Annotated in this window: 15 protein-coding genes; 8 read left to right on the top strand and 7 right to left on the bottom strand. The window is 57.1% G+C overall.

Annotation, left to right across the window (positions count from 1 at the left end):
• The first annotated feature begins 138 nt into the window (after positions 1-138).
• The 5 genes from HZS52_RS09865 to cydC are packed head-to-tail and all read left to right on the top strand — an operon-like array spanning position 139 to position 6,413.
• Positions 139-1,710 carry a cytochrome ubiquinol oxidase subunit I gene (locus HZS52_RS09865; RefSeq protein WP_190374664.1) on the top strand — a complete coding sequence of 524 codons (1,572 nt, stop codon included), beginning with the start codon at positions 139-141 and terminating at the stop codon, positions 1,708-1,710.
• Complete coding sequence (gene cydB, locus HZS52_RS09870; RefSeq protein WP_317890284.1) at positions 1,707-2,849, top strand: cytochrome d ubiquinol oxidase subunit II; 1,143 nt, start codon at positions 1,707-1,709, stop codon at positions 2,847-2,849. Before HZS52_RS09865 ends, cydB begins: the two co-directional genes overlap by 4 nt.
• 12 nt (positions 2,850-2,861) lie before the next feature.
• Positions 2,862-2,981: a cytochrome bd-I oxidase subunit CydX gene (gene cydX / locus HZS52_RS09875; RefSeq protein WP_053856982.1), complete on the top strand. Its 120-nt coding sequence runs from the start codon at positions 2,862-2,864 to the stop codon at positions 2,979-2,981.
• Positions 2,965-4,680 carry a thiol reductant ABC exporter subunit CydD gene (gene cydD, locus HZS52_RS09880; protein WP_223828109.1) on the top strand — a complete coding sequence of 572 codons (1,716 nt, stop codon included), beginning with the start codon at positions 2,965-2,967 and terminating at the stop codon, positions 4,678-4,680. Before cydX ends, cydD begins: the two co-directional genes overlap by 17 nt.
• Entirely contained in the window at positions 4,668-6,413 is a 1,746-nt protein-coding gene (cydC, locus tag HZS52_RS09885; RefSeq protein WP_190374667.1) for a thiol reductant ABC exporter subunit CydC, read from the top strand. Before cydD ends, cydC begins: the two co-directional genes overlap by 13 nt.
• 90 nt (positions 6,414-6,503) lie before the next feature.
• Here the strand turns inward: cydC and HZS52_RS09890 are convergent, their stop codons facing one another.
• Positions 6,504-7,529, bottom strand: coding sequence for a Fe(3+) ABC transporter substrate-binding protein (locus HZS52_RS09890; RefSeq protein WP_190374668.1), 1,026 nt, complete (start codon positions 7,527-7,529; stop codon positions 6,504-6,506).
• A gap of 243 nt (positions 7,530-7,772) precedes the next feature.
• On the opposite strand from HZS52_RS09890, the gene HZS52_RS09895 reads away from it, so the two are divergent.
• Positions 7,773-8,891 carry an ABC transporter ATP-binding protein gene (locus HZS52_RS09895; RefSeq protein WP_022522062.1) on the top strand — a complete coding sequence of 373 codons (1,119 nt, stop codon included), beginning with the start codon at positions 7,773-7,775 and terminating at the stop codon, positions 8,889-8,891.
• Positions 8,892-8,915: 24 nt separating this feature from the next.
• On the opposite strand, the gene HZS52_RS09900 is transcribed toward HZS52_RS09895, so the two are convergent.
• From HZS52_RS09900 to dctP, 4 genes are all read right to left on the bottom strand, one after another.
• Positions 8,916-10,601 (bottom strand): ABC transporter permease, encoded by a 1,686-nt coding sequence (locus tag HZS52_RS09900; RefSeq protein WP_022522063.1) that lies wholly within the window; start codon positions 10,599-10,601, stop codon positions 8,916-8,918.
• Positions 10,602-10,811: 210 nt separating this feature from the next.
• The gene (locus HZS52_RS09905; protein ID WP_009288578.1) at positions 10,812-12,149 is read right to left on the bottom strand and encodes a TRAP transporter large permease; all 1,338 of its coding nucleotides are present in this window, start codon (positions 12,147-12,149) and stop codon (positions 10,812-10,814) included.
• Positions 12,146-12,649: a TRAP transporter small permease subunit gene (locus HZS52_RS09910; protein WP_138799844.1), complete on the bottom strand. Its 504-nt coding sequence runs from the start codon at positions 12,647-12,649 to the stop codon at positions 12,146-12,148. Before HZS52_RS09910 ends, HZS52_RS09905 begins: the two co-directional genes overlap by 4 nt.
• A gap of 65 nt (positions 12,650-12,714) precedes the next feature.
• The gene (gene dctP / locus HZS52_RS09915; protein ID WP_009288576.1) at positions 12,715-13,818 is read right to left on the bottom strand and encodes a TRAP transporter substrate-binding protein DctP; all 1,104 of its coding nucleotides are present in this window, start codon (positions 13,816-13,818) and stop codon (positions 12,715-12,717) included.
• Positions 13,819-14,179: 361 nt separating this feature from the next.
• On the opposite strand from dctP, the gene HZS52_RS09920 reads away from it, so the two are divergent.
• A complete protein-coding gene (locus HZS52_RS09920; protein WP_223828110.1) occupies positions 14,180-16,342 on the top strand; it encodes a tRNA(Met) cytidine acetyltransferase TmcA in 2,163 nt (720 codons plus the stop codon).
• A 27-nt stretch (positions 16,343-16,369) separates the two neighbouring features.
• Complete coding sequence (locus tag HZS52_RS09925; protein ID WP_190374669.1) at positions 16,370-17,836, top strand: aminoacyl-histidine dipeptidase; 1,467 nt, start codon at positions 16,370-16,372, stop codon at positions 17,834-17,836.
• Positions 17,837-17,902: 66 nt separating this feature from the next.
• Here HZS52_RS09925 and HZS52_RS09930 read toward each other — a convergent pair.
• A protein-coding gene (locus HZS52_RS09930; protein WP_223828035.1) for an IS3 family transposase occupies positions 17,903-19,260 on the bottom strand; the annotation gives its coding sequence in 2 pieces (ribosomal slippage) (positions 17,903-18,778 and positions 18,781-19,260; 1,356 coding nt in all).
• Positions 19,261-19,345: 85 nt separating this feature from the next.
• The gene (locus HZS52_RS09935; protein WP_113268956.1) at positions 19,346-19,822 is read right to left on the bottom strand and encodes a Dps family protein; all 477 of its coding nucleotides are present in this window, start codon (positions 19,820-19,822) and stop codon (positions 19,346-19,348) included.
• Positions 19,823-20,004 lie beyond the last annotated feature (182 nt).

The following is a 20,004-nucleotide window of genomic DNA, read 5'->3' on the forward strand; positions in this document are numbered from 1 at the left end:
GTAAGGAATTGATCAAGATCAAATTGTTGGCTCGGGTGGAGGAATAGCCTATACACATCGCTTTGCCTGGGTTAGCACCTGTCTGTGGTTTCCCGGTGGGGCGAAAGGTGTGTTTAAGCTATCCATCGGGAGTCACTCATGGACATTGTTGAATTATCCAGGTTGCAGTTCGCCTTTACGGCGATGGTGCATTTCCTGTTTGTACCCTTAACGCTAGGGCTGTCGATACTTCTGGCGATCATGGAGTCGGTCTATGTCATGACCGGTAAAACCATTTATCGTCAGATGACCAAATTCTGGGGCAAGCTGTTTGGTATTAACTTTGCGTTAGGGGTAACGACCGGTATCGCCATGGAGTTCCAGTTCGGCACTAACTGGTCGTACTACTCTCACTATGTCGGCGATATTTTCGGAGCGCCCCTGGCGATAGAAGCCTTGATGGCGTTCTTCCTTGAGTCGACGCTGGTCGGGCTATTCTTCTTCGGCTGGGATCGCCTGTCAAAAGAGAAGCACCTGGCGGTTACCTGGTTCATGGCCTTGGCGACCAATATGTCAGCCCTGTGGATTCTGGTAGCCAATGGCTGGATGCAGCACCCCGTAGGGTCGGAGCTCAACCTAGCCACCATGCGTATGGAGTTGGTCAGCTTTACAGAGGTACTGCTCAACCCCGTCGCCCAAGTCAAATTTGTGCATACCGTGTCAGCGGGGTACGTCACCGGGGCGATTTTCGTGTTGGCGATTTCAAGCTGGTACCTGCTCAAGGGGCGTGAGATTGCCTTTGCGCGGCGCAGCTTTGCGATTGCTTCTGCCTTCGGGTTGGCCAGCGCGCTATCGGTCATTGTACTGGGCGATGAGTCTGGCTATGAGCTGGGGGATGTGCAGAAGGTCAAGCTGGCCGCCATCGAAGCAGAGTGGCAAACCCATCCCGCACCTGCGGCTTTCACGCTATTTGGGCTCCCCAACGAGGCGGAACAGCACACCGACTTTGCCATCCGCATACCTGGTGTGATGGGCTTGATCGCCACGCGCTCGCTGAATACCGAAGTGATGGGTATTCGGGAGCTTAAGGAAGAGCACCGCGAGCGCATCGTCAATGGCCAGGAAGCCTACGCACTCATGCAGCGCCTGCGCAGTGATGAAGAGCGCGAAGGGGATATGGCTCGGTTCGAGGAAGTGCGCAGCGATCTTGGTTATGGGCTACTGCTCAGTGCCTATAGCGACGATGTAGCCAATGCGACCACAGCCGAAATTGATCAAGCCGTTGAAGCGTCGATTCCTAAGGTTTGGCCGCTTTTCTGGTCTTTTCGGGCCATGGTCGCCGCGGGCTTTAGCATGCTGTTGCTGTTTGCGCTGGCCTTCTGGCATAGCGTACGTCGTCAGCCAGAGAAGTCCCGGTGGCTACTTCGCTTCGCGCTGTTCAGCCTACCGCTGCCTTGGATTGCCTGTGAAGCGGGCTGGTTCGTGGCCGAATATGGGCGTCAGCCGTGGGCAATCGGCGAGATATTGCCGGTGCACTTGGCCATTTCCAGCCTGACTGCTGAGCAGGTGCTGTTTACCCTGATTTCTATTGGCGTCCTCTACACCACCTTCGTCATCATCGAAATGTGGCTGATGCAACACTTTGCCCGCAAAGGGCCCTCCGGTAGCGGTTACCTGGATGATGACGCTGAGTCTGACTATCCAATCTCAACCCCAGCACGGGAGGCATGATGATGGACTACGAAACCCTTAGGTTTGTCTGGTGGGTGCTGATCGGCGTGCTATTGGTGGGCTTCGCGGTCACCGATGGTTTTGATATGGGCGTTGCCGCCTTGCTCAACGTTGTCGGGCGCGGCGATGAGGAGCGCCGGGTGATGATCAACTCCATGGCGCCTCATTGGGACGGTAATCAGGTCTGGCTGGTCACCGCAGGGGGCGCACTGTTTGCCGCTTGGCCTCCAGTTTACGCAACGGCCTTCAACGGCTTCTATCTCGCCTTGATGCTGACACTGTTCGCGCTTTTTCTTCGCCCCTTGGCATTCGATTATCGCTCCAAGTTGGAAAACCCCACATGGCGCCGTCGTTGGGATTGGGGGTTGACGATCGGCTCCGCCGTTCCCGCGCTGATCTTTGGTGTCGCTTTTGGCAATCTCTTGCAAGGCGTTCCCTTCCAGTTCGATGACTATCTGCGCCTGGAGTATCAGGGCGGATTGCTGGGCCTATTGAACCCCTTTGCGCTATTGGCCGGGCTGTTGAGCCTGCTGATGTTCGTCACCCACGGAGCGGCTTGGTTGCAGCTTAAAACCGAGGGCGAACTGCGCAGCCGTAGTGCGGCCATCGGCAGCCTGACAGCACTGATATGCGCGGCACTGTTCGTACTGGGTGGGGTGTGGCTGCTCCTGGGCGTTGATGGCTACCAAGTGACTAGCGTAATCGACACCCAGGGGTACAACGATACCACCGGTAAAATCGTGGCGGTCAGTGCTGGCGGCTGGATGACCAACTACAGCCGCTTCCCGCTGTTGTGGCTACTGCCAGTACTGGGCGTCTTAGGTTTTGTGCTCTGCGCGCTGACCATGAAGCTGGGACGCCATGCGCTGGCATTTACCAGTTCGGCTGTCGCCATGGCCATGGTGGTGGTCACAACGGGCATTACGATGTTTCCCTTCGTGATGCCGTCGTCGCTGAACCCCAACCATAGCCTGACCATGTGGGATGCCACGGCGAGCGAGTTGACGCTCAAGATCATGTTTGTGGTGGTGTGTATCTTCGTGCCGTTGGTGCTGCTGTATACCGCCTGGAGTTACTGGGTCATGCGCGGACGCCTGAACGAGCAATTTATTCGTGATAACGACAAAGCGCTTTACTGAGGAGGGTATCGTATGTGGTATTTCGCCTGGATTTTGGGTGTCACGCTGGCGGCTGCCGTCAGCATTCTTAACGCCATGTGGCTTGAAGTGAATGGCTATGAAGGCGAATCCGAGCATGAGCGGAGCGACTGAAGCCAATGACCCGCGGCAGCGGCTGAACCGCTGCCTTGCCCCACAACGCTGGTGGTTGTGGGGCGCCACGCTGCTAGCGATGATCGGCGTGGTATTGCTGATTGCCCAGAGTTGGCTATTGGCCACTATTTTTCACCATTGGTTACTGCTTTGGCAGGGTAGGGAGTCGCCGGGCCATCCGACGGTTTGGCTAGCAGGGCTGGCCATTTGCATGGTGCTACGCCCTTTTCTCCACGCTGGCCGGGAGTGGCTGTCTCGTCAGGCCAGCCTGCGTGCTCGTGACGCCTTACGCAGCCAGTTATTAACGCAGCTTGGCCACCTTGGGCCGGTTAGGCGCCAATTTGGCAGTGATGGCGCCTTGGCCACTCAGGTGCTGGAGCAGGTGGATGCCTTGGACGGCTACGTTAGCCGCTATCGGGTACAGAGCTTGCTGGCGGTACTAGTGCCCTGCCTGATAGCGGCGGTGGTAGCGCTGCACAGCCCCTTGGCCGCTGGATTGATGCTAATGACCGCGCCGTTGGTGCCACTATTTATGATCCTGGTGGGACGTGCTGCTGCGGGTGCCAGTCAGCAGCAGTTCGTCGCCTTGGCGCGTATGGGGGGCCGCTTCCTCGACCTGGTTCGTGGGATGGCGACGCTACAGCGCATGGGAGCAACTGACCAAGCAGAGGCCAAGGTCGCCCAGGCAAGTGACGCCTACCGCGTGCGTACCATGCGGGTGCTCAGACTTGCCTTTCTATCCAGCGCGGTATTGGAGTTTTTTGCCGCGCTGGCGATTGCCTTGGTGGCGCTTTATCTCGGCTTAGGGCTGCTTGGCCTTTTGCCCTGGGCGAAAGCCGAGGTGCCGGTGCCCTATCAGGGGGCGTTGTTTATTTTACTGCTGGCGCCCGAGTTCTATGCGCCGCTTCGCCAATTGGGCACAGACTATCATGCCCGGGCGGAAGCAATCGGTGCCATGCAGGCGTTGACGCCTCTGCTGGAAGCTGACACTTGGCAGCCTCAAGAGGCACCGCTACCCCCGGTAGCGGGAAACGTCGAGTCTTTCACCGTGGAGTGTAACGAGCTGAGTGTTCGGGGTGAAGGCGGTCGGCTTCGCCTGGCGCCGCTTAACCTCACGCTGGCGGCGCGGGAAAGGGTATTGGTACAGGGCGAAAGCGGAGTGGGCAAGTCGAGCCTTTTGCATGCGTTGTTGGGATTTAGCGCTTACCAGGGCAGCCTGAAGGCGAAGGGTTGCGAACTTGCCCGGTGGTCCCGCGCCACCTGGCAACGCCAGCTTGGCTACCTTAGTCAGCAACCACCGATCCAGTCCGGCAGCATTGCAGATAACCTGCGTTTGGCGGCCCCGGATAAAACAGATCAAGAGCTTATTGAGGTTCTGACCCTGGTTGGCCTGTGGCCGATTCTGCTTCGCGGTAATGGGCTTGCCACGCAGCTGGGCGAGCGCGGACAGGGGCTATCCGGTGGCCAGCTGCAACGTTTGGGATTGGCGCAGTTGCTGCTTCGCGATGCAGCGCTATGGCTATTCGATGAGCCCACGGCCCACCTTGATCCGGATGCCGCCTGGCAACTCAATGCATTGATCGGAAAGCTTAGCCGTGGGCGTAGCGTGCTTATCGTCAGTCACGAGTCGGCGGGGCTGGAGTGGGTCGATCGGCAAATTGAGCTGTCATCGAAAGAGGTCATGACATGCTGCGATTAAACAAGACCCCCTCTGTAGAAAAACCTCCCACTATCCGGCTGCGTGATTTGCTGTTGCTTCGGCGTGGCGGCTGGTCGCTGGCGTTCTTGCTAGGCGCCGCCACGCTGCTGGCTGTGATTGGCTTGCTGGCTATCTCGGGTTGGTTTATTACCGCGGCGGCGGTTGCCGGTACGATGACGGCGACCGCCTTCGGTTTCGACTATTTTCGCCCCGCAGCGCTGATTCGTCTGTGCGCCATTGTGCGCACGGCCGGGCGCTACGGTGAACGCCTAGCGTCCCATGATGCCGCGCTAGGGTTGCTGAAGGATCTGCGTTGTCGATTGTTCAGGGCATTGGGGAAAAAGCCATTACTGCAGGCGGCTTCCAGTCCTTCTCACCACGGCACGGCCAACGCTATGCATCGCCTTGTGACCGATATAGACCAGCTTGATCAGGTGGTATTACGGGCGCTCCTGCCCTGGGGCTGGGCCGGGCTAATGGTGGTGGTTGTCATGGCAGGGCTTTACTGGCTGAGTGGCACCCTGATGTGGGCTGCTTTGCCGGGAGTGCTGTTAGCCTGGCTGGGGTTGCCGTTACTGGCGTTATGGCGTGGTATTGATCAGGCACGCCAGAGTGCCGAACTTGCTGAGCGTCGTCGGGTGGCACTGATTGAGCCCTTGGCAGCCATTACCTCATTAGTGCTGTGGGGGCGATGGCCAGAGATGGCCCAACGAGTGAAACAATGGGACGCCGACTACTTGGCGCATCAGGAGCGCCAGCAACTGCTTGCCAGCCTGACCACCGCGTTGCAGCAGGTGGCGCTGGGAGCTGCCATCGTTAGTGTGCTATGGCAGGCAGAAGCGCTGTTAGCGGCCAGCTATTTGACGGTGCCAATGCTGTTAGCCGCCGTCTTGGCGATTCTGGCATTAGGGGAAATATTGGCACCACTGACCCATAGTTTTCTTGCCTTGGGCGCGAGCCTTGCCGCACGGAATCGCCTCAATGCCCTGTCGGAAGGGACGCCGAGGGCGCAAGCCGCTATTGAGGAGGTTGAAATCACACCGCCCAGCTGGCAGCTAAATGTCAGCCAATTAACAGCACGCCTGCCTGGAGCATTGGTGGGGCCGCAACGTATCAACCTGGCGTTGAAGAGCGGTGAAATACTCTGTTTACGTGGCCCCTCGGGGTGTGGCAAATCGACCTTGTTGCAGGTATTGGCCGGCGAGTTGCTGCCGCTGTCCGGGGAGTGTTGTCTTAACGGCTATCCCATTGAGCAGTGGTCAATGCACAACGCCGTCGGCTATCTGCCCCAACAGTGGGATTTGTTTGACATGAGCCTGGCGGAAAATCTACGCCTTGGTGCCCGCCGTGCCGGTGATAGTGAGCTGTGGAGCGTTCTTGATGATTTGGCGCTAGGCACCTGGGCGCGAGGGTTGCCCCTGGGGCTTGAGACACCTTTGGGCGAGTATGGAGCAGCCGTCTCTGGAGGTCAGGCGAGACGTATCGCCCTGGGACGCGTGCTGCTGGCGCGACGGCCCATTCTGCTGCTCGACGAGCCGTTAGCCGGGCTTGACGCGGTAACTCGGCGTCATGTCGTCACCAGCCTTGTGCGCCGCGCACAGCATGGGATTCTGGTTATTTCCAGCCACGTGCCATTAGAGCTGCCTGAAAGTCAGGTGCGTACCCTCTATATGCAGGAAGATGGTCGTCCCCGGCGCTTTCCGCCAGTGCCAGCATGTTTAGAAGCGCTATAACGCAAAACACCCGCAGTTGCGGGTGTTTCTAGCCTCTACTTAGGTGATTTTTGCCTAGCGAGGTTCTTCCTTCAATGCGGGCAGGGGGGCTTAACGCCAGCCGACGCGATCAAAAATGCGGATCGCTTCAGGGTTGTTCTCACCCAGTACGCTGATGTTCACGTCATCCGTTTTGAAGTTGCCCCAGGATTCCAGCACCGGGTCTTTCTTGATGCCGTCAACTACCGGGAACTCATTGTTGCCGGAGGCGAAAATTTCCTGAGCAGTGTCTGAAGACAGGTATTCGAGGAAGCGAATGGCGTTTTCGCGGTTAGGCGCACCTTCCACCACACCGGCACCGCCAACGTTCACGTGAGTGCCGCGGTCACCCTGGTTGGGGAAAATAATACCCACTTTGCGAGCCGCTTCACGCTCGGCGTCGTCGTCGGATTTTAGCAGGCGAACATAGTAGTAGTGGTTAGCCACAGCGATGTCACACTCGCCGCTGGCCACGCCCAGAATCTGGTCGGTATCGCCACCTTCCGGATCCCGCGCCATGTTATTGACCACGCCCTGGGCCCACTCTTCAGCACCCTCTTCACCGTGGTGCTCGATCATTGCGGCCAGCAGCGACTGGTTGTAAATGTTGTTGGAAGAGCGAATGCACACCTTGCCTTCAAACTGCGGGTCGGCAAGGTCTTCGTAGCTAGTGATCTGGCTCGGATCGAAGTTTTCACGGTTATAGAAAATAACCCGTGCGCGCTGACTAAAACCGAACCACAGGCCGTCAGGGTGGCGCATGGCTTCGGGCAGGCGCTCGTTGAGAACGTCCGACTCGACGCTTTGGAAGATGCCTTCATCTTCAGCGCGCCAGAGGCGGCCAGCATCGACGGTGAGCATGATGTCTGCAGGGCTGGCCACACCTTCGCGCTGAATGCGCTCGATCAGTTGATCGGAGTCGCCTTCAAGGATGTTGACTTCGATGCCTGTCTCTTCGGTGAACGCATCGTAGAGGCGCTCGTCAGAGTCGTAGTGGCGTGCGGAGTAAAGGTTGAGCTCGTCTGCCACGACCTGACCGGCAAACGTAGCGCCCACCATCATCGCTGCCATCGGAGCAACAAAGCGTACGGTTTTCATCAAGCACATCCTTATTTATTGAATGATAATAAGTTACATTATTAACATTTTTATTGAAGCGTTTCGTATGCCTTCAGTCAAGAGCAAATGCCTACCCAAAAGGTGGTACGTGCATATCGGGGCAATTAAAAATAGAATGCAAACAACTTTCAAATGTACTGAATCCGCGTTTAGTCTTTTAGAGGTGCGGTTTGCTCACCTGGAAAGTGCTATTCAGACAGTGCTAATTAATAGCGGTGATTTATGACGGCAACTCTAAAGGTAACTGAAAGAAGGGCTGCTGAGGCAGCGCCTGGCTCTTCGGCGTTAACCCTGCGTAATGTACGCCACGCTTATGATGGCCATACGGTTGTAAAAGGGGTGGATTTAAGCGTTGCTCCAGGCGAGGTGGTCTGCCTATTGGGGCCCTCTGGTTGTGGCAAAACAACGCTGCTGCGTATCGCTGCGGGCCTTGAAGTGCTGCAAGAGGGCAGCGTTTCCTTAGAGGATATTTATATTGCAGGCCCGGGCCAGCGTCACGTGCCGCCTGAGAAACGCAATGTCGGGCTGGCGTTTCAAGACTCGGCACTTTTCCCCCACTTAACCGTTTTGGAAAATGTCACCTTTGGACTTAAACATTTAGCTTCTCGCGAGCGTCGGGAGCGGGCGGCCAAACTGCTTGAGCAGTTGGGTATGGCTGCGTATATCGATGTTTACCCGCATATGCTTTCAGGGGGGCAGCAGCAGCGGGTGGCCCTGGCACGGGCGCTGGCGCCATCTCCGCGCTTAATGCTGTTGGATGAACCGTTTTCAAGCCTTGATGCGCGGCTGCGAGACCGAATCCGCGACGATACGCTGCACGTGCTTAAAAAAGTCGGCGCGGCGACGTTGCTGGTGACCCATGACCCCGAAGAGGCCATGTTTATGGCCGATCGCATCGCGCTAATGCGGGATGGCCGGATCGTGCAAACGGGAACGCCGCGAGAGCTTTACTGCTCACCTCAAGACCCTTTTGTCGTGACCTTTTTTGGCGACGTCAATGAACTACAGGGCAAGGTGCATAACGGCGCGGTTAACACGCCCGTGGGGCGGGTGCCGGCCGGTGGGCTAGCGGAAGGCAGCGACGCCCAGGTCATGATTCGCCCTGAGGCGCTGCGTATTGTTGAGCGTGAACTGCCTGCGGATGAGCACCGCCATAGCCATGTGGTAATGGCGAAGCTGCTGGGGCGCACCAGCCTGCTACACCTGTGTGCCCATGGTGGAAACGGCCTTGAGGCCCACCTGCACGCCCGCGTACCTGGGGTGTTTTTACCCGCGGAGGGGCAGCCGGTGGATATCCACCTCGACCTTTCACAGGTATTTGTTTTTCCCCTTGTGGCCTAGCAATTAGTGCTTGGCATTTAGCTTTTACGACTGAGCGCCGGGACGTGAGCGGCGCATGGCCATGCTAAGCAGAATGACCGGCAGGATGCCCACTACCACAATTGCCAATGACGAGGTCGATGCTTCGGCCAATCGCTCGTCAGAGGCGAGATTATGCGCCCGCACGGCCAGGGTGTCGAAGTTGAAGGGGCGCAGAATAATCGTCGCGGGCAGTTCCTTCATGACGTCAACGAAGACTAAAATTCCCGCCGCCAACAGGCTGCTGCGCATCATTGGTGTATGAATATGGCGCAGCGTGCCCCCCGCCGTTTGACCCAGGGTGCGCGAGGCGGCATCCATGCTGGGGGTCACTTTGCCTAAGCTCGCCTCAACGGCATTGAACGAGACAGCTAAAAAGCGCACGACGTAGGCGTATAGCAAAATAAACGCCGACCCACTGAAGACCAGGCCAACGATGTAGCCATAGTGATTATTCAGCCAGGTGTTGAGGGCGTTATCCAACCAGGCAAACGGAATCAGAATACCCACCGCGACTACTGAACCGGGAATCGCGTAGCCCATAGAGGCTACGCGAGAAGCCACCCGCGCAAACGTCGTATCGTGCATGCGTACGCCGTAGCTCAGCACAACGGCCAAGCCCACGGCGATTAGCGCAGCCACTGTTGCCAACCCCAGACTGTTCCAGGCGTAGCCAATAAATCGCGAGCCCCAGAGCGAATCGCCCCCTTGCAGGGCTAGATTGAGCAGAATGCCGCTGGGCAGTAAAAAACCCACCAGCACCGGCACCAAGCAGGCTAGTGTCGCCGCAGCAGCGCGCCAGCCGTGCAGCGCGTACTCGGGCAACTGCTGATAGCGATTGGTGGTGTGGAAGTAGCGGCGCTTACCCCGTGACCAGCGTTCCAGCAGCACTAGCACAATCACGAAGGTGAGCAGGCACGCCGCCAGCTGCGCCGCCGCTACTTGTTCACCCATGCCAAACCAGGTGCGGTAGATGCCGGTGGTAAAGGTATCCACGCCGAAGAACTGAACCGCCCCAAACTCGTTAAGTGTTTCCATCAGAACCAGCGATACCCCACCCACCAGCGCCGGGCGTGCCAACGGTACGGCGATACTGGCAAACAGTTTCCAGGGGCCGCGGCCAAGAGTGCGGCCCACATCCAACACGCAGACCGACTGCTCTAAAAACGAGGCGCGGGCCAGCAGGTAGACATAGGGGTAAAGCACCAGGGTAATCACCGTCGCGGCGCCACCAAGGGAGCGAATATTGGGAAAGTAGTAGTCGCCATACTCCCAGCCAAATGTCTCGCGTAGTAGGCTTTGTAACGGCCCAGCAAATTGGAGAAAGTCGGTGTAAGCGTAGGCGATAACGTAGGTGGGTACTGCTAACGGCAGCAGTAGCGCCCACTCGAATAGCCGCTTGCCGGGAAAGCGGCACATGACCACCAGCCAGGCCGTCCCGGTACCGATGATAAGCGTGCCGAGTCCTACGGTCACAACGAGCCAGAAGGTGTTGTTCAAATAACGGCCAAGTACGGTGCTGGCCAAGTGTTGCCAAACGCCATCGGTGGGCATTGCGATATGGGCAAATACCACCAGCACAGGCAGCGCCACTACGAATGCCACTGCTATCAGGGCAATCGACCAGGGGCTAGCGCGACGGCTAAGTGAAGAGGAGAAGGCGAATAGCCCGCGATAGCTGGATCTGAGCAAGCGAACACTCCTTGCCTTGACTAAAAGCAGTAATAGAAAGCCGGAAAGTAGCGCAGCACACTTAATGCGAAACTCAATACGAAATAGTGACGGGCGTGAATAGTAGCACTGGCGCTGCGCTGCTGCAGCTTTGCAGGCGGGTAGGTGGTGCAAAAAAGCCCGCCGAAGCGGGCCATAATGGTTGGACGTTAAGCTTTAAGTTCAGAGGGCCTAGTAACCGCCCAACAGCATTCTAGGCAGGCCGGTAATCAACCACGGGAAGAACGCCATTAGCGTACAGGCCAGCAGAATCAAGGCGACGAAAGGCACGACCGCTTTGTACAGATCGACGATTTCGACCCCAGGTGGTGCCACGCCTTTTAAGTAGAACAGCGCATAGCCAAAGGGCGGGGTCAGGAACGATGTCTGCAGTACTACCGCCACCATCACCACGAACCAGAGCATATCCACGCCCATGGTTTCGACGATGGGCAGCATGATCGGGAAGCTCAGTAGTACGATGCCGGTCCAATCCAGGAACATGCCCAGGATAAATACCAGGAACAGCATCAGGATCAGTGCCCCAATGGTGCCGCCAGGCATTGCCAGCACAAGGTCGCTAATCACGGTCATGCCGCCACCACGCGAGAACACACCGGTAAAGGCCGTGGCACCGACGAGTACCAGCATGACCATGGTGGTGGTCTTGCCCGCCTCTATCATCGTCCAGAAGCAGGTGCTGATTTTGCGGTCGCCGAAGATCATAAACAGGATAAAGGCGATAAAGACGCCGATAGCGGATGCTTCAGTGGCGGTGGCGACGCCGGTAAATAACGCGCCCAGCACGCCCAGGATCAACGACATGGGGGGAAGCACATACTTGGCCAGCATGATCAGCAGTTGTTTAGTGCTGACTTCGGCGCGTTCTTCGGCTGGTACCTTAGGGCCATAGTGCGGTTTGATGTAGCAGATGATCAGTACGTAGAGTGCATACATGACCCCAAGTAGCAGGCCGGGAATCAGCGCGCCAGCAAACAGTGCGCCCACGGAAACCGGTGAGTAGCTGGCCATCAGAATGAGCATGATGCTGGGCGGAATCAAGATGCCTAAGCAGCCGCTGGCCATAATAACGCCTGCGCTCAGCTCTTTGTTGTAGCCATACTTGAGCATCGGCACCAGAGCAATCATGCCCATTACCGCAATTGAAGCGCCAACAATACCGGTGGTAGCCGCTAGCAGCACCGACACAATGACCACGGTAAGCGCCAAGCCACCGCGCAGGTTGGCCAGCAATAGGCGCATGGCGTCAAACATCTTCTCAGTAACACCAGAGTCGTTTAAGAACCTCGCCATCAATATGAATAGCGGTATCGCGACCAGGACATAGTTATCCATGGCGTTACCGAAAATATTGTTGATCAGGGTGCCGAGAATGCGCTCGCCGGGGCCAAGAAAGGCACCGATAACGGCTACACCTCCTAGCACAAACGCCAACGGGTGGCCCATAAACAGCCCCACCATCAGGCCGCCAAACATCACCAGCGTGAGTACTTCAGGACTTAGGTTCATGCTGATGCCTCCTCACGAAGCTGCATGATGGCACGCAGCACAATGGCAATTGCCTGCAGCAGAATCAGGATAGCGGCGACCACAATCACCCCTTTGATCGGGTAGACCGGGATTGAGACCATGCCATAGGTGGTTTCACCGCGGCTCCAGGCGCGTTCAAAGAAGCTCCAGCCCAGGGTGATCAGCATCCAGATAAAGGGGACAAAGAAAATCAGGTAACCAAGCACTTCAAGCACCGCTTGCTTTTTGCGCGACAGCAGACGTTTTAATATATCGACTTCCACGTGGGCATGATGTTTGAGCCCATAGGCCGCCATTAGCATAAAGTGGGCGCCAAACAGCATTTTGGTCACGTCAAATGCCCAGTCGCTAGGGCGCCCAAACAGAAAACGTGACGCAATGTCATAAAGAACAATCAGGGTAATGATGGCAATCAATGGAGCGATGACACGCCCAAAAGCTTCATTGATGGCATCGATCGCCTTGGCAATCGCATTCATGGAAGATCTCCGCGGTCAGCACAAAAAAACCGCCCTGGCAAACACCAAGGCGGCACAGAAGCGCCTTACAGGCAGGCTTCGATCTCTTCCAGTGAGGGCAGGTTATCCATCACGCGACTCATGTTGAAAGGAGCGGAAACATCGCGCCAGGTTGCGTAGTGCTCAAGGTAGGCAATCATCGACTGGTAGACTTTAGCGTGGTCAGCAGATTCGCAAGCACCGCGCAGAATCACTTCGTTGGTGACTTCCTGAATGCGCGCCAAATCTTCTTCAGAGAACTGATTGATCGTGACGCCTGCGTCGATGAACTTCTGTGTGGCTTCGGTCGACTGGCGCTCAGACCAGGCTAGTGACCATGCCATGGTGGCATCCGCCGCAATACGCAGAGTCTCTTGGGTCTCTTCTGAGAGGGCGTCCCAGGCGTCTTTATTGATCATTACGCCAAATACGCTGGCAGACTGGTGCCAACCGGGGGTTGCCCAGTAGTCCGCCACTTCGGCAAAACCGGCATTGAAATCAACGCCAGGGGTGGAGAATTCACCCGCATCGATAACGCCGCGTTCAATGGCTTGGTAGACTTCACCACCCGCCAGAGTGACTTGCGAGCCGCCCAGCTCTTCGAGTACGCGGCCCTGGTCGCGGCCCGAAAGGCGCAGACGCTTGCCTTCCAGGTCGGCAATGCTTTCAATCGGGGTGCGGCCCATAAAGCCCGACTCATTGTTGGTAATGCCGTAAGGCAGATAAACCATGTTGAACTGGCCGTAGATCTCTTCGTACAGCTCGCGGCCGCCCCACTGCTGAATCCAGTTAAGGTAATCAACGCCATTAAACAGGCTGGTGGTCGTGGCCAGTGGTGAAAAAGCGGGGTTCAAGCCGGCCCAATAGCCCGGCCAGTCGCCTGCGGCTTCAATGCTGCCCGTTTCGGTGGCGTCAAATACTTCTGTGCCGGGCATCAGCGTACCGCCTGCGCGGAAATTGATCTGTAGCTCTTCTCCCGCCAATTGATTGACCAGTTCCACCCAGTGCTGGTCAATCTTGATCAGGTCAAGGTTTTCCGGCCAGGTGCTGGTCATTGTCCACTCTTCTTGTGCTTGGGCGGTGGTCGTTAAGGCAGCGAAGGCAATACCAGCGGCAAGGCCGGTGAGGGCAAATTTGTTCATTGTTTTCATGATGTATTTCCTGGTTTGGCGCGTGGCGTTATTAGTGTTGGGTACCTGGATGCAGGAAAGTGCAGCGCTGCTGGGTTACGTTTACGTAAACATGGGTTTTAGCGCTGCAGAGCTAAATTAGCACAACAACCCCGCTGCAGTGCAATATCAGTAATGTAAGAGATTTCAGCCGTTGGTTTTTATGGGAAAACCCTGTTGGTTTAATTAAAACAAATAGTTATGTTGTTTTTTCGGCGTCGGGACGAGTAGTTGCGTCGCTCAAGAACGTTGAAAGGAGTTAAATTGTTCAACCAAAGTTGTAAGCATAAGGTGCTCCATAAGAGGCTTAGCGGCACACTTACACACTTAATAGGATAACGTGATGGGAAGCAGTCGCGCTGGAGCAGGAAATCATTTGTTAAATATCCATGTGCTAGAAAATAAACCGCAAGCGCGGATGGTGGCGGCGTTGGTTCATCATGCGCAGCGTTTGGCCCGCCGCCGCTGGCGCCAGCTTGTGTGGCTAAGCGGCGATGCCGAGCAGTGCCAATCCCTTGCGCAGGCTTTATGGCAAGCCCACCCCTGGAGTGCGCCGTTATGGGTGGGGAGCGAACACCTTTCGCCACGCAAGGCGCGCACGCGCCTGGGCGCAGAGCACCAATTGGTAGTGCTCGACACCCACAGCACCGGGTTTGATCCCGAAGCCTTGGGGGCGCTGGCGGGAACGCTCACCGCCGGTGGTTTGCTGGTATTGCTCACCCCGCAGCCGTGGGGAGAGTCACCAGATCCAGACTACGCACGTTTTGCTGATCATCCCTGGCACTGGTCAGAGCTGAGCTGCCACTACCTGGCGCGCTTGGCGCGTCAGTTGCAGGCCTCGCCTCAGGTAGTGCGCTGGCGCGCTGACCAGACTCTGTATCTACCTCGACTGCCTGTGCGCAAAGCAGATGAAGCCGCAAGTGGCGATAGCGACTGCCTGACCTCAGACCAAGCCTACGCAGTGACACAGCTGGTTGGCTTAAAGCGCCGCCGCCCGTTGGTAATAACCGCTGATCGTGGGCGCGGCAAAAGCGCCGCGCTGGGCATTGCTTGTGCTCGGCTGCTGACCCACAAAGCCCAACGAGTAGTGCTCACCGCGCCGCGGCTGAGTGCGGTGGAGAGCGTGTTCGAGCGGGTAGCGGCACTCTGCCCGGACGGCCGTCGTGTCGCTACCGGCCACTTTGTGTTGGCCGAGGGCAGCGAACTGATTTTTTTACCCCCGGATGTGCTCACCGAGCAGGTTAACGCTCAGCAGCAGGGCGGTGATGGCAGTTATCTAATGGTCGATGAGGCGGCGGCGATTCCCGCTGCACTGTTGGGCCAGTGGCTCGCGGTCTTTCCGCGTATTGCTTTTGCCACCACGGTGCACGGCTATGAGGGCTCGGGAAGAGGGTTTGCGCTGCGCTTTCGCGCGACCCTGGAGCGGCTGACGCCCCAATGGAAAGCGCTAACGCTGAACGCCCCCATCCGCTGGCATAGCGGCGACCCGCTGGAAACCCTGGTCAATCAACTGCTGTTGTTAAAAGCACCGCTGCCCATCGCGCAGCCGGGTGGCAGCGCAGTGGCAGCGCAGGTGGTTGATCAGGGCTTGCTTGCCCAGCAAGACGCGGGGTTGGAAAAGCTGTTTGGACTGCTGGTGCAGTCCCACTACCGCACCTCTCCCAACGACCTGCGCCAACTACTTGACGGTCCAGGCACTCAGCTACGCACGATAGAGCAGGCCGGTGAGCCTCAGGCGGTGTTGGTCACCCGGGAAGAGGGCGGCTTTGAGCCAGCCCTAGCCGACCAGGTGGCCCGTGGTAAGCGGCGTCGCCAGGGGCATTTGTTGGCCCAATCGCTGGCGACCCACGCCGGTAGTCGCGCGGCGCTAACGGCGCGCTGGCGGCGGGTGGTGCGTATTGCTAGCCACCCTGAACGGCGTCGCCAAGGTTTGGGGCAAGCGTTGTTGGACGAGGATATGGCCGCCGCCACGCAGCAGGGTGTTGCGCTCTATGGGGCGACTTTTGGCGCTGAGGCGTCACTGCTACGCTTTTGGCTGGCGCAGGGTTTTACCCCGGTGCGCTTAGGCATTACCCGGGAGGTATCCACCGGTGAGTTCGCTGTAATGGTGGCGAAAGCGCTGAATTCAGAAGGCGAGGCGGTGCTTGCTGATCTTAGCGAGCGCTTCCAGGCAGGCTTGCCTAGTCTGCTGGCGTTTGAACTCAAGGCGCTACCCGCTCCAGTGCTCGTATTGCTGCTCGCTCAACTGCCGAGCATGCCACTGAGTGACCGCGAGTGGCAGGATATTGACGATGTAGCCACCGCCCATCGCGACCCCGCGCTTGCTCGCACGGCGCTGCAAGCCTTGGCCCGCGAAACAAGCCAGCGCACTTTAACCGAGCCACAGCAACTGGCGCATCAACAGTTATCTGCCTGGGCGTTTCAAAATAGTGCCCTGGCGAATGCCCATAATGACGCCTTAAAAGCCCTACGCCTCGCTGTGAATAGCCTCATTGAGGTAAAGTAGCTCGGTTACCGATAATGAAGAGTCTTTATGAACGCACATCTTGACGCGCTTGAACCCTGCTTGGTTTGGCGCCATTTTCGAACGCTGTGTAATACGCCGCGCCCCTCTGGGCATGAGGCGGCACTGGTGGCTACCCTCGAAAGCTGGGCCGATGCCCAGGGCCTCGCCCACGACCGGGATAGCTTCGGTAATTTACGCCTTCGTAAATCGGCCTCTCCCGGCTGCGAGCAGGCACCCGGCGTGGTGCTCCAGGGGCACCTGGATATGGTTGCGCAAGCCAATAGCGGTCACGCCCACGATTTCACCCGTGACCCGATCAGCACCTATGTGGCCGACGGCTGGCTGCACGCCGATGGCACCACCCTAGGGGCTGATAACGGGCTGGGTGTGGCGGCGATTCTCGCCGTGCTGGAAGACCCTGATCTTCGCCACGGGCCACTGGAGGCGCTGTTTACCCTGGAGGAAGAGACCTCCATGGGCGGTGCGCTGAACCTAGCGGAGAACTGGCTTGAAGGCTCGCTGCTGCTCAACCTGGATAGCGAAGATCGTGGTCAGGTCTATATTGGCTGCGCGGGTGGGGCCGACGTTGAAGTGGATGCCCAGCTGCCCAGTGCCGCCGCTGGTGACCACGAACGGGTGATCGAAATCGTCTTGACCGGCCTGAAGGGTGGCCACTCCGGCGCGGATATCCATAAGCCGCTGGGTAACGCCAACCGGTTGTTGGTTAGAGTGCTGCGCTCCCTTGAGGCGTTTGGTGCGCGCTTGATTAGCTACCAAGGCGGCACCTTGCGCAATGCGATTCCCCGGGAAGCCTTTGCCCAGGTGGCGCTGCCCGCCGATGAAGTGGATGCGGCCATGGTGTCTATCGCCGGGTTGGAAACGATTCTGTTAAGAGAGTTAGGCAGTGGCGACAGCGGCCTTAAAATTAGCGCCCAACGTCTGACTGAGATACCCGACGCGGAGCCGCTAACCTTGGACGCCAGCGTTATGCTGCTGGCCGCGCTTCACGCTGCCCCCTGTGGCGTCGAGCGGATGAGCGCGGATGTGCCAGGCGTAGTGGAAACCTCCAATAACCTGGGCGTGCTAAGCCTGGAAAATGGCCGGTTACATCTCTGCGCACTGGTACGCTCACTCCACGACAGTGCGGTGGTGGCCATGGCGGATCGCTTTCAAGCGCTGTTTGGATTGATTGGCGCACGGGTAAAAGTTGAGAACAGCTACCCAGGTTGGGCGCCGAATCCGAATGGCGAGCTTCTAGCGACCTTTAAAGCCCGCCATGCGGCGCTGCTGGGCCGTGAGCCGGAGGTGAAGGTGATTCATGCGGGGCTCGAGTGTGGCATTCTTGGCGGCAAATACCCGCATTTGGATATGATCTCTTTTGGCCCGCTGATTCGCGGCGCCCATTCGCCGGATGAGCGGGTGGAGATCGCCTCTGTGGAGGAGTTTTGGTCAATGCTGCGGGCGCTGATCGAAGATCTTGCTGGACAGCGCTAGTTCTCCTACGCAAATACAAAAACGGCACCTAGATGAACTGACCCCATAAACTTGGACAGTGAAAAACTAAGCGGCCAAGGCCTGATTTCGGTACTGCACCGGACTCAGGCCTTTTAATTTGGTCTTAATCCGCTCGTGATTGTAGTAATGGATATAGTGCCGAATGCCCGCCTGTAATTGCTCAATGGTGTCAAAGCGGTTCAGGTAAAAATATTCTGACTTCAGCGTACCAAAGAAGCTCTCCATTGCGGCATTATCCAGGCAATTGCCTTTGCGTGACATGCTCTGAATCACGCCATGCTCGCTGAGCTTACGCCGGTAAGCTGACATCTGATATTGCCAGCCTTGATCAGAATGCAGTAAAGGCGCGTCTTGGTCGGCCAACTTAGCCAAGGCTTTCTTGAGCATCCCCCCTACCAGCGAGTACTGCGGCTGTTTCTGCATTGAGTAGGACACGATTTCCCCGTTGTAGAGATCCATCACAGGCGACAAGTACAGCTTTTCGCCTCGGATATTAAACTCCGTGACGTCGGTTACCCACTTTTGGTTGGGTCGTTCAGCATGAAACTGGCGGGCAAGAAGATTGGGAACACTGGCCTGTTGTCCACGATAGGAGCGGTATTTCTTCGGGCGTACCAACGACTTCAAGCCTAGATGCTGCATTAGGCGCTGGACTGTCTTATGGTTGACCTGCTCGCCCGACTGACGCAACGCTGCTGTGATTCGGCGATAACCGTAGCGGCCTTTGTGATGCTCGTAGAGGACGTGAATGCGTCGCTTCAGACCAGCATGCCGATCTTCCAACTGCTGAGCCCTTGCCTGATAATAGAACGTACTACGCGACAATTCTGCTACTTTTAGCAGCACCGCCAAAGGGTGGCCTTGCTTCAGCTCAAGGACTATCTGCGCTTTTTCTGCGCGGCTTGTTCTTTTGCCTGACGCAAGGCCCTCAACTTTTTTAGGTAGGTCACCTCAGCACGCAAGTACTCATTCTCTTGGAGCAGCTGCTCCAGCGAGCTCTTATCAGTCAGTGGAAGTGGGGGCTTTGGGGGCTCTGTTGTAGGCATCTTCGTCGGACGTCCTCGGGCTTTAGGCTCCAACGCTTGGAAGCCTCCTTCATGATACTGGCTTTCCCACTGCCGTACGATGCTCGTACCACCTCGAATATCGAACAGAGTCGTCGCTTGTAAGGCTGATAGCTCCTCTTGCCTCATCTGTTGCAACACCGCTAATTTGAACTCAGCGCTGTAGTGGGTGAACTTTTTCTGCAAGCCACTTAGACCATGCTGTTCAAAGTGTTTAACCCAACGCCTGACGGTTGTAGGGCCAAGACCGTACTGTCTGGCCAGACTCTTGTAACCCTGCTGTCCTTCTGCGTAGCGTTGCACTACTAGTAACTTGAACGCTTCATTATGTTTCGTCATGAAAAACACCCCAATCGTTGGATGAGTGTCCAACTTTTGGGGTGCAGTTCATAGACGGTGCCGTTCTTACATCAAAAGATGACGCTTACTTGCTTAAATAGGCGTTGAGCATCCAGATGGTTTTTTCCTGCTCGCGAATGTAGTCACCGGCTTGCGCCGCGGTGCCTTCATCGTCGGCGTCAGAGGCGAGTGCCAGCAGTTCACGCTGAAGCTCAATGATGGTCTGGTAGCCTTTCAGCACACCTTTGACGCAGGTGGTGCCATCGTGAACGTCTTTATCTTCCTGAATGCGCGACAGCGTTACGTAGTCGCTGTAGGCGTGTACCGGCTTGTGACCCAGGGTCAGGATGCGCTCGGCAACCTCGTCCACTTTGGTCAGCAGGTCGGTGTAAAACTCTTCAAACTTGGCGTGCAGTTCAAAAAAATCGTTACCACGAACATTCCAGTGGTAGCCGCGCACGTTCATATAGAAAATTTGGTAGTTGGCCAGCAGGTGGTTTAGCTTTTCGGCGAGTTGACTAGCGCTACCTTCGTGTAGGCCAATGCTGTTGGTGTCAGTCATATCCTGCTTCCTCTTTATGCCACAGTAGGCGGCGGTTGATGCGTGCTTCCAGAATAGGGTGTCTTTGGGGCGGTGCAAAACAAGTTTTTTGCATCGCTGCCATAGAGCTTGGGCATTAGATCTTTGAAATTAGCGCTTTGTCATTGATGCTTCGACATTAAGCCACTGCCGTTACCCTTTGC

This window comes from Vreelandella titanicae, assembly GCF_014697095.1.
Classification (GTDB): domain Bacteria; phylum Pseudomonadota; class Gammaproteobacteria; order Pseudomonadales; family Halomonadaceae; genus Vreelandella; species Vreelandella titanicae.

What these genes read in the sequence shown, in the direction of transcription:
- HZS52_RS09865 (WP_190374664.1), top strand. Translation starts at nt 139, where the DNA reads ATGGACATTGTTGAATTATCCAGGTTGCAGTTCGCCTTTACGGCGATG.
- cydB (WP_317890284.1), top strand. Translation starts at nt 1,707, where the DNA reads ATGATGATGGACTACGAAACCCTTAGGTTTGTCTGGTGGGTGCTGATC.
- cydX (WP_053856982.1), top strand. Translation starts at nt 2,862, where the DNA reads ATGTGGTATTTCGCCTGGATTTTGGGTGTCACGCTGGCGGCTGCCGTC.
- cydD (WP_223828109.1), top strand. Translation starts at nt 2,965, where the DNA reads ATGAGCGGAGCGACTGAAGCCAATGACCCGCGGCAGCGGCTGAACCGC.
- cydC (WP_190374667.1), top strand. Translation starts at nt 4,668, where the DNA reads ATGCTGCGATTAAACAAGACCCCCTCTGTAGAAAAACCTCCCACTATC.
- HZS52_RS09890 (WP_190374668.1), bottom strand. Translation starts at nt 7,529, where the DNA reads ATGAAAACCGTACGCTTTGTTGCTCCGATGGCAGCGATGATGGTGGGC.
- HZS52_RS09895 (WP_022522062.1), top strand. Translation starts at nt 7,773, where the DNA reads ATGACGGCAACTCTAAAGGTAACTGAAAGAAGGGCTGCTGAGGCAGCG.
- HZS52_RS09905 (WP_009288578.1), bottom strand. Translation starts at nt 12,149, where the DNA reads ATGAACCTAAGTCCTGAAGTACTCACGCTGGTGATGTTTGGCGGCCTG.
- HZS52_RS09910 (WP_138799844.1), bottom strand. Translation starts at nt 12,649, where the DNA reads ATGAATGCGATTGCCAAGGCGATCGATGCCATCAATGAAGCTTTTGGG.
- dctP (WP_009288576.1), bottom strand. Translation starts at nt 13,818, where the DNA reads ATGAAAACAATGAACAAATTTGCCCTCACCGGCCTTGCCGCTGGTATT.
- HZS52_RS09920 (WP_223828110.1), top strand. Translation starts at nt 14,180, where the DNA reads ATGGGAAGCAGTCGCGCTGGAGCAGGAAATCATTTGTTAAATATCCAT.
- HZS52_RS09925 (WP_190374669.1), top strand. Translation starts at nt 16,370, where the DNA reads ATGAACGCACATCTTGACGCGCTTGAACCCTGCTTGGTTTGGCGCCAT.
- HZS52_RS09935 (WP_113268956.1), bottom strand. Translation starts at nt 19,822, where the DNA reads ATGACTGACACCAACAGCATTGGCCTACACGAAGGTAGCGCTAGTCAA.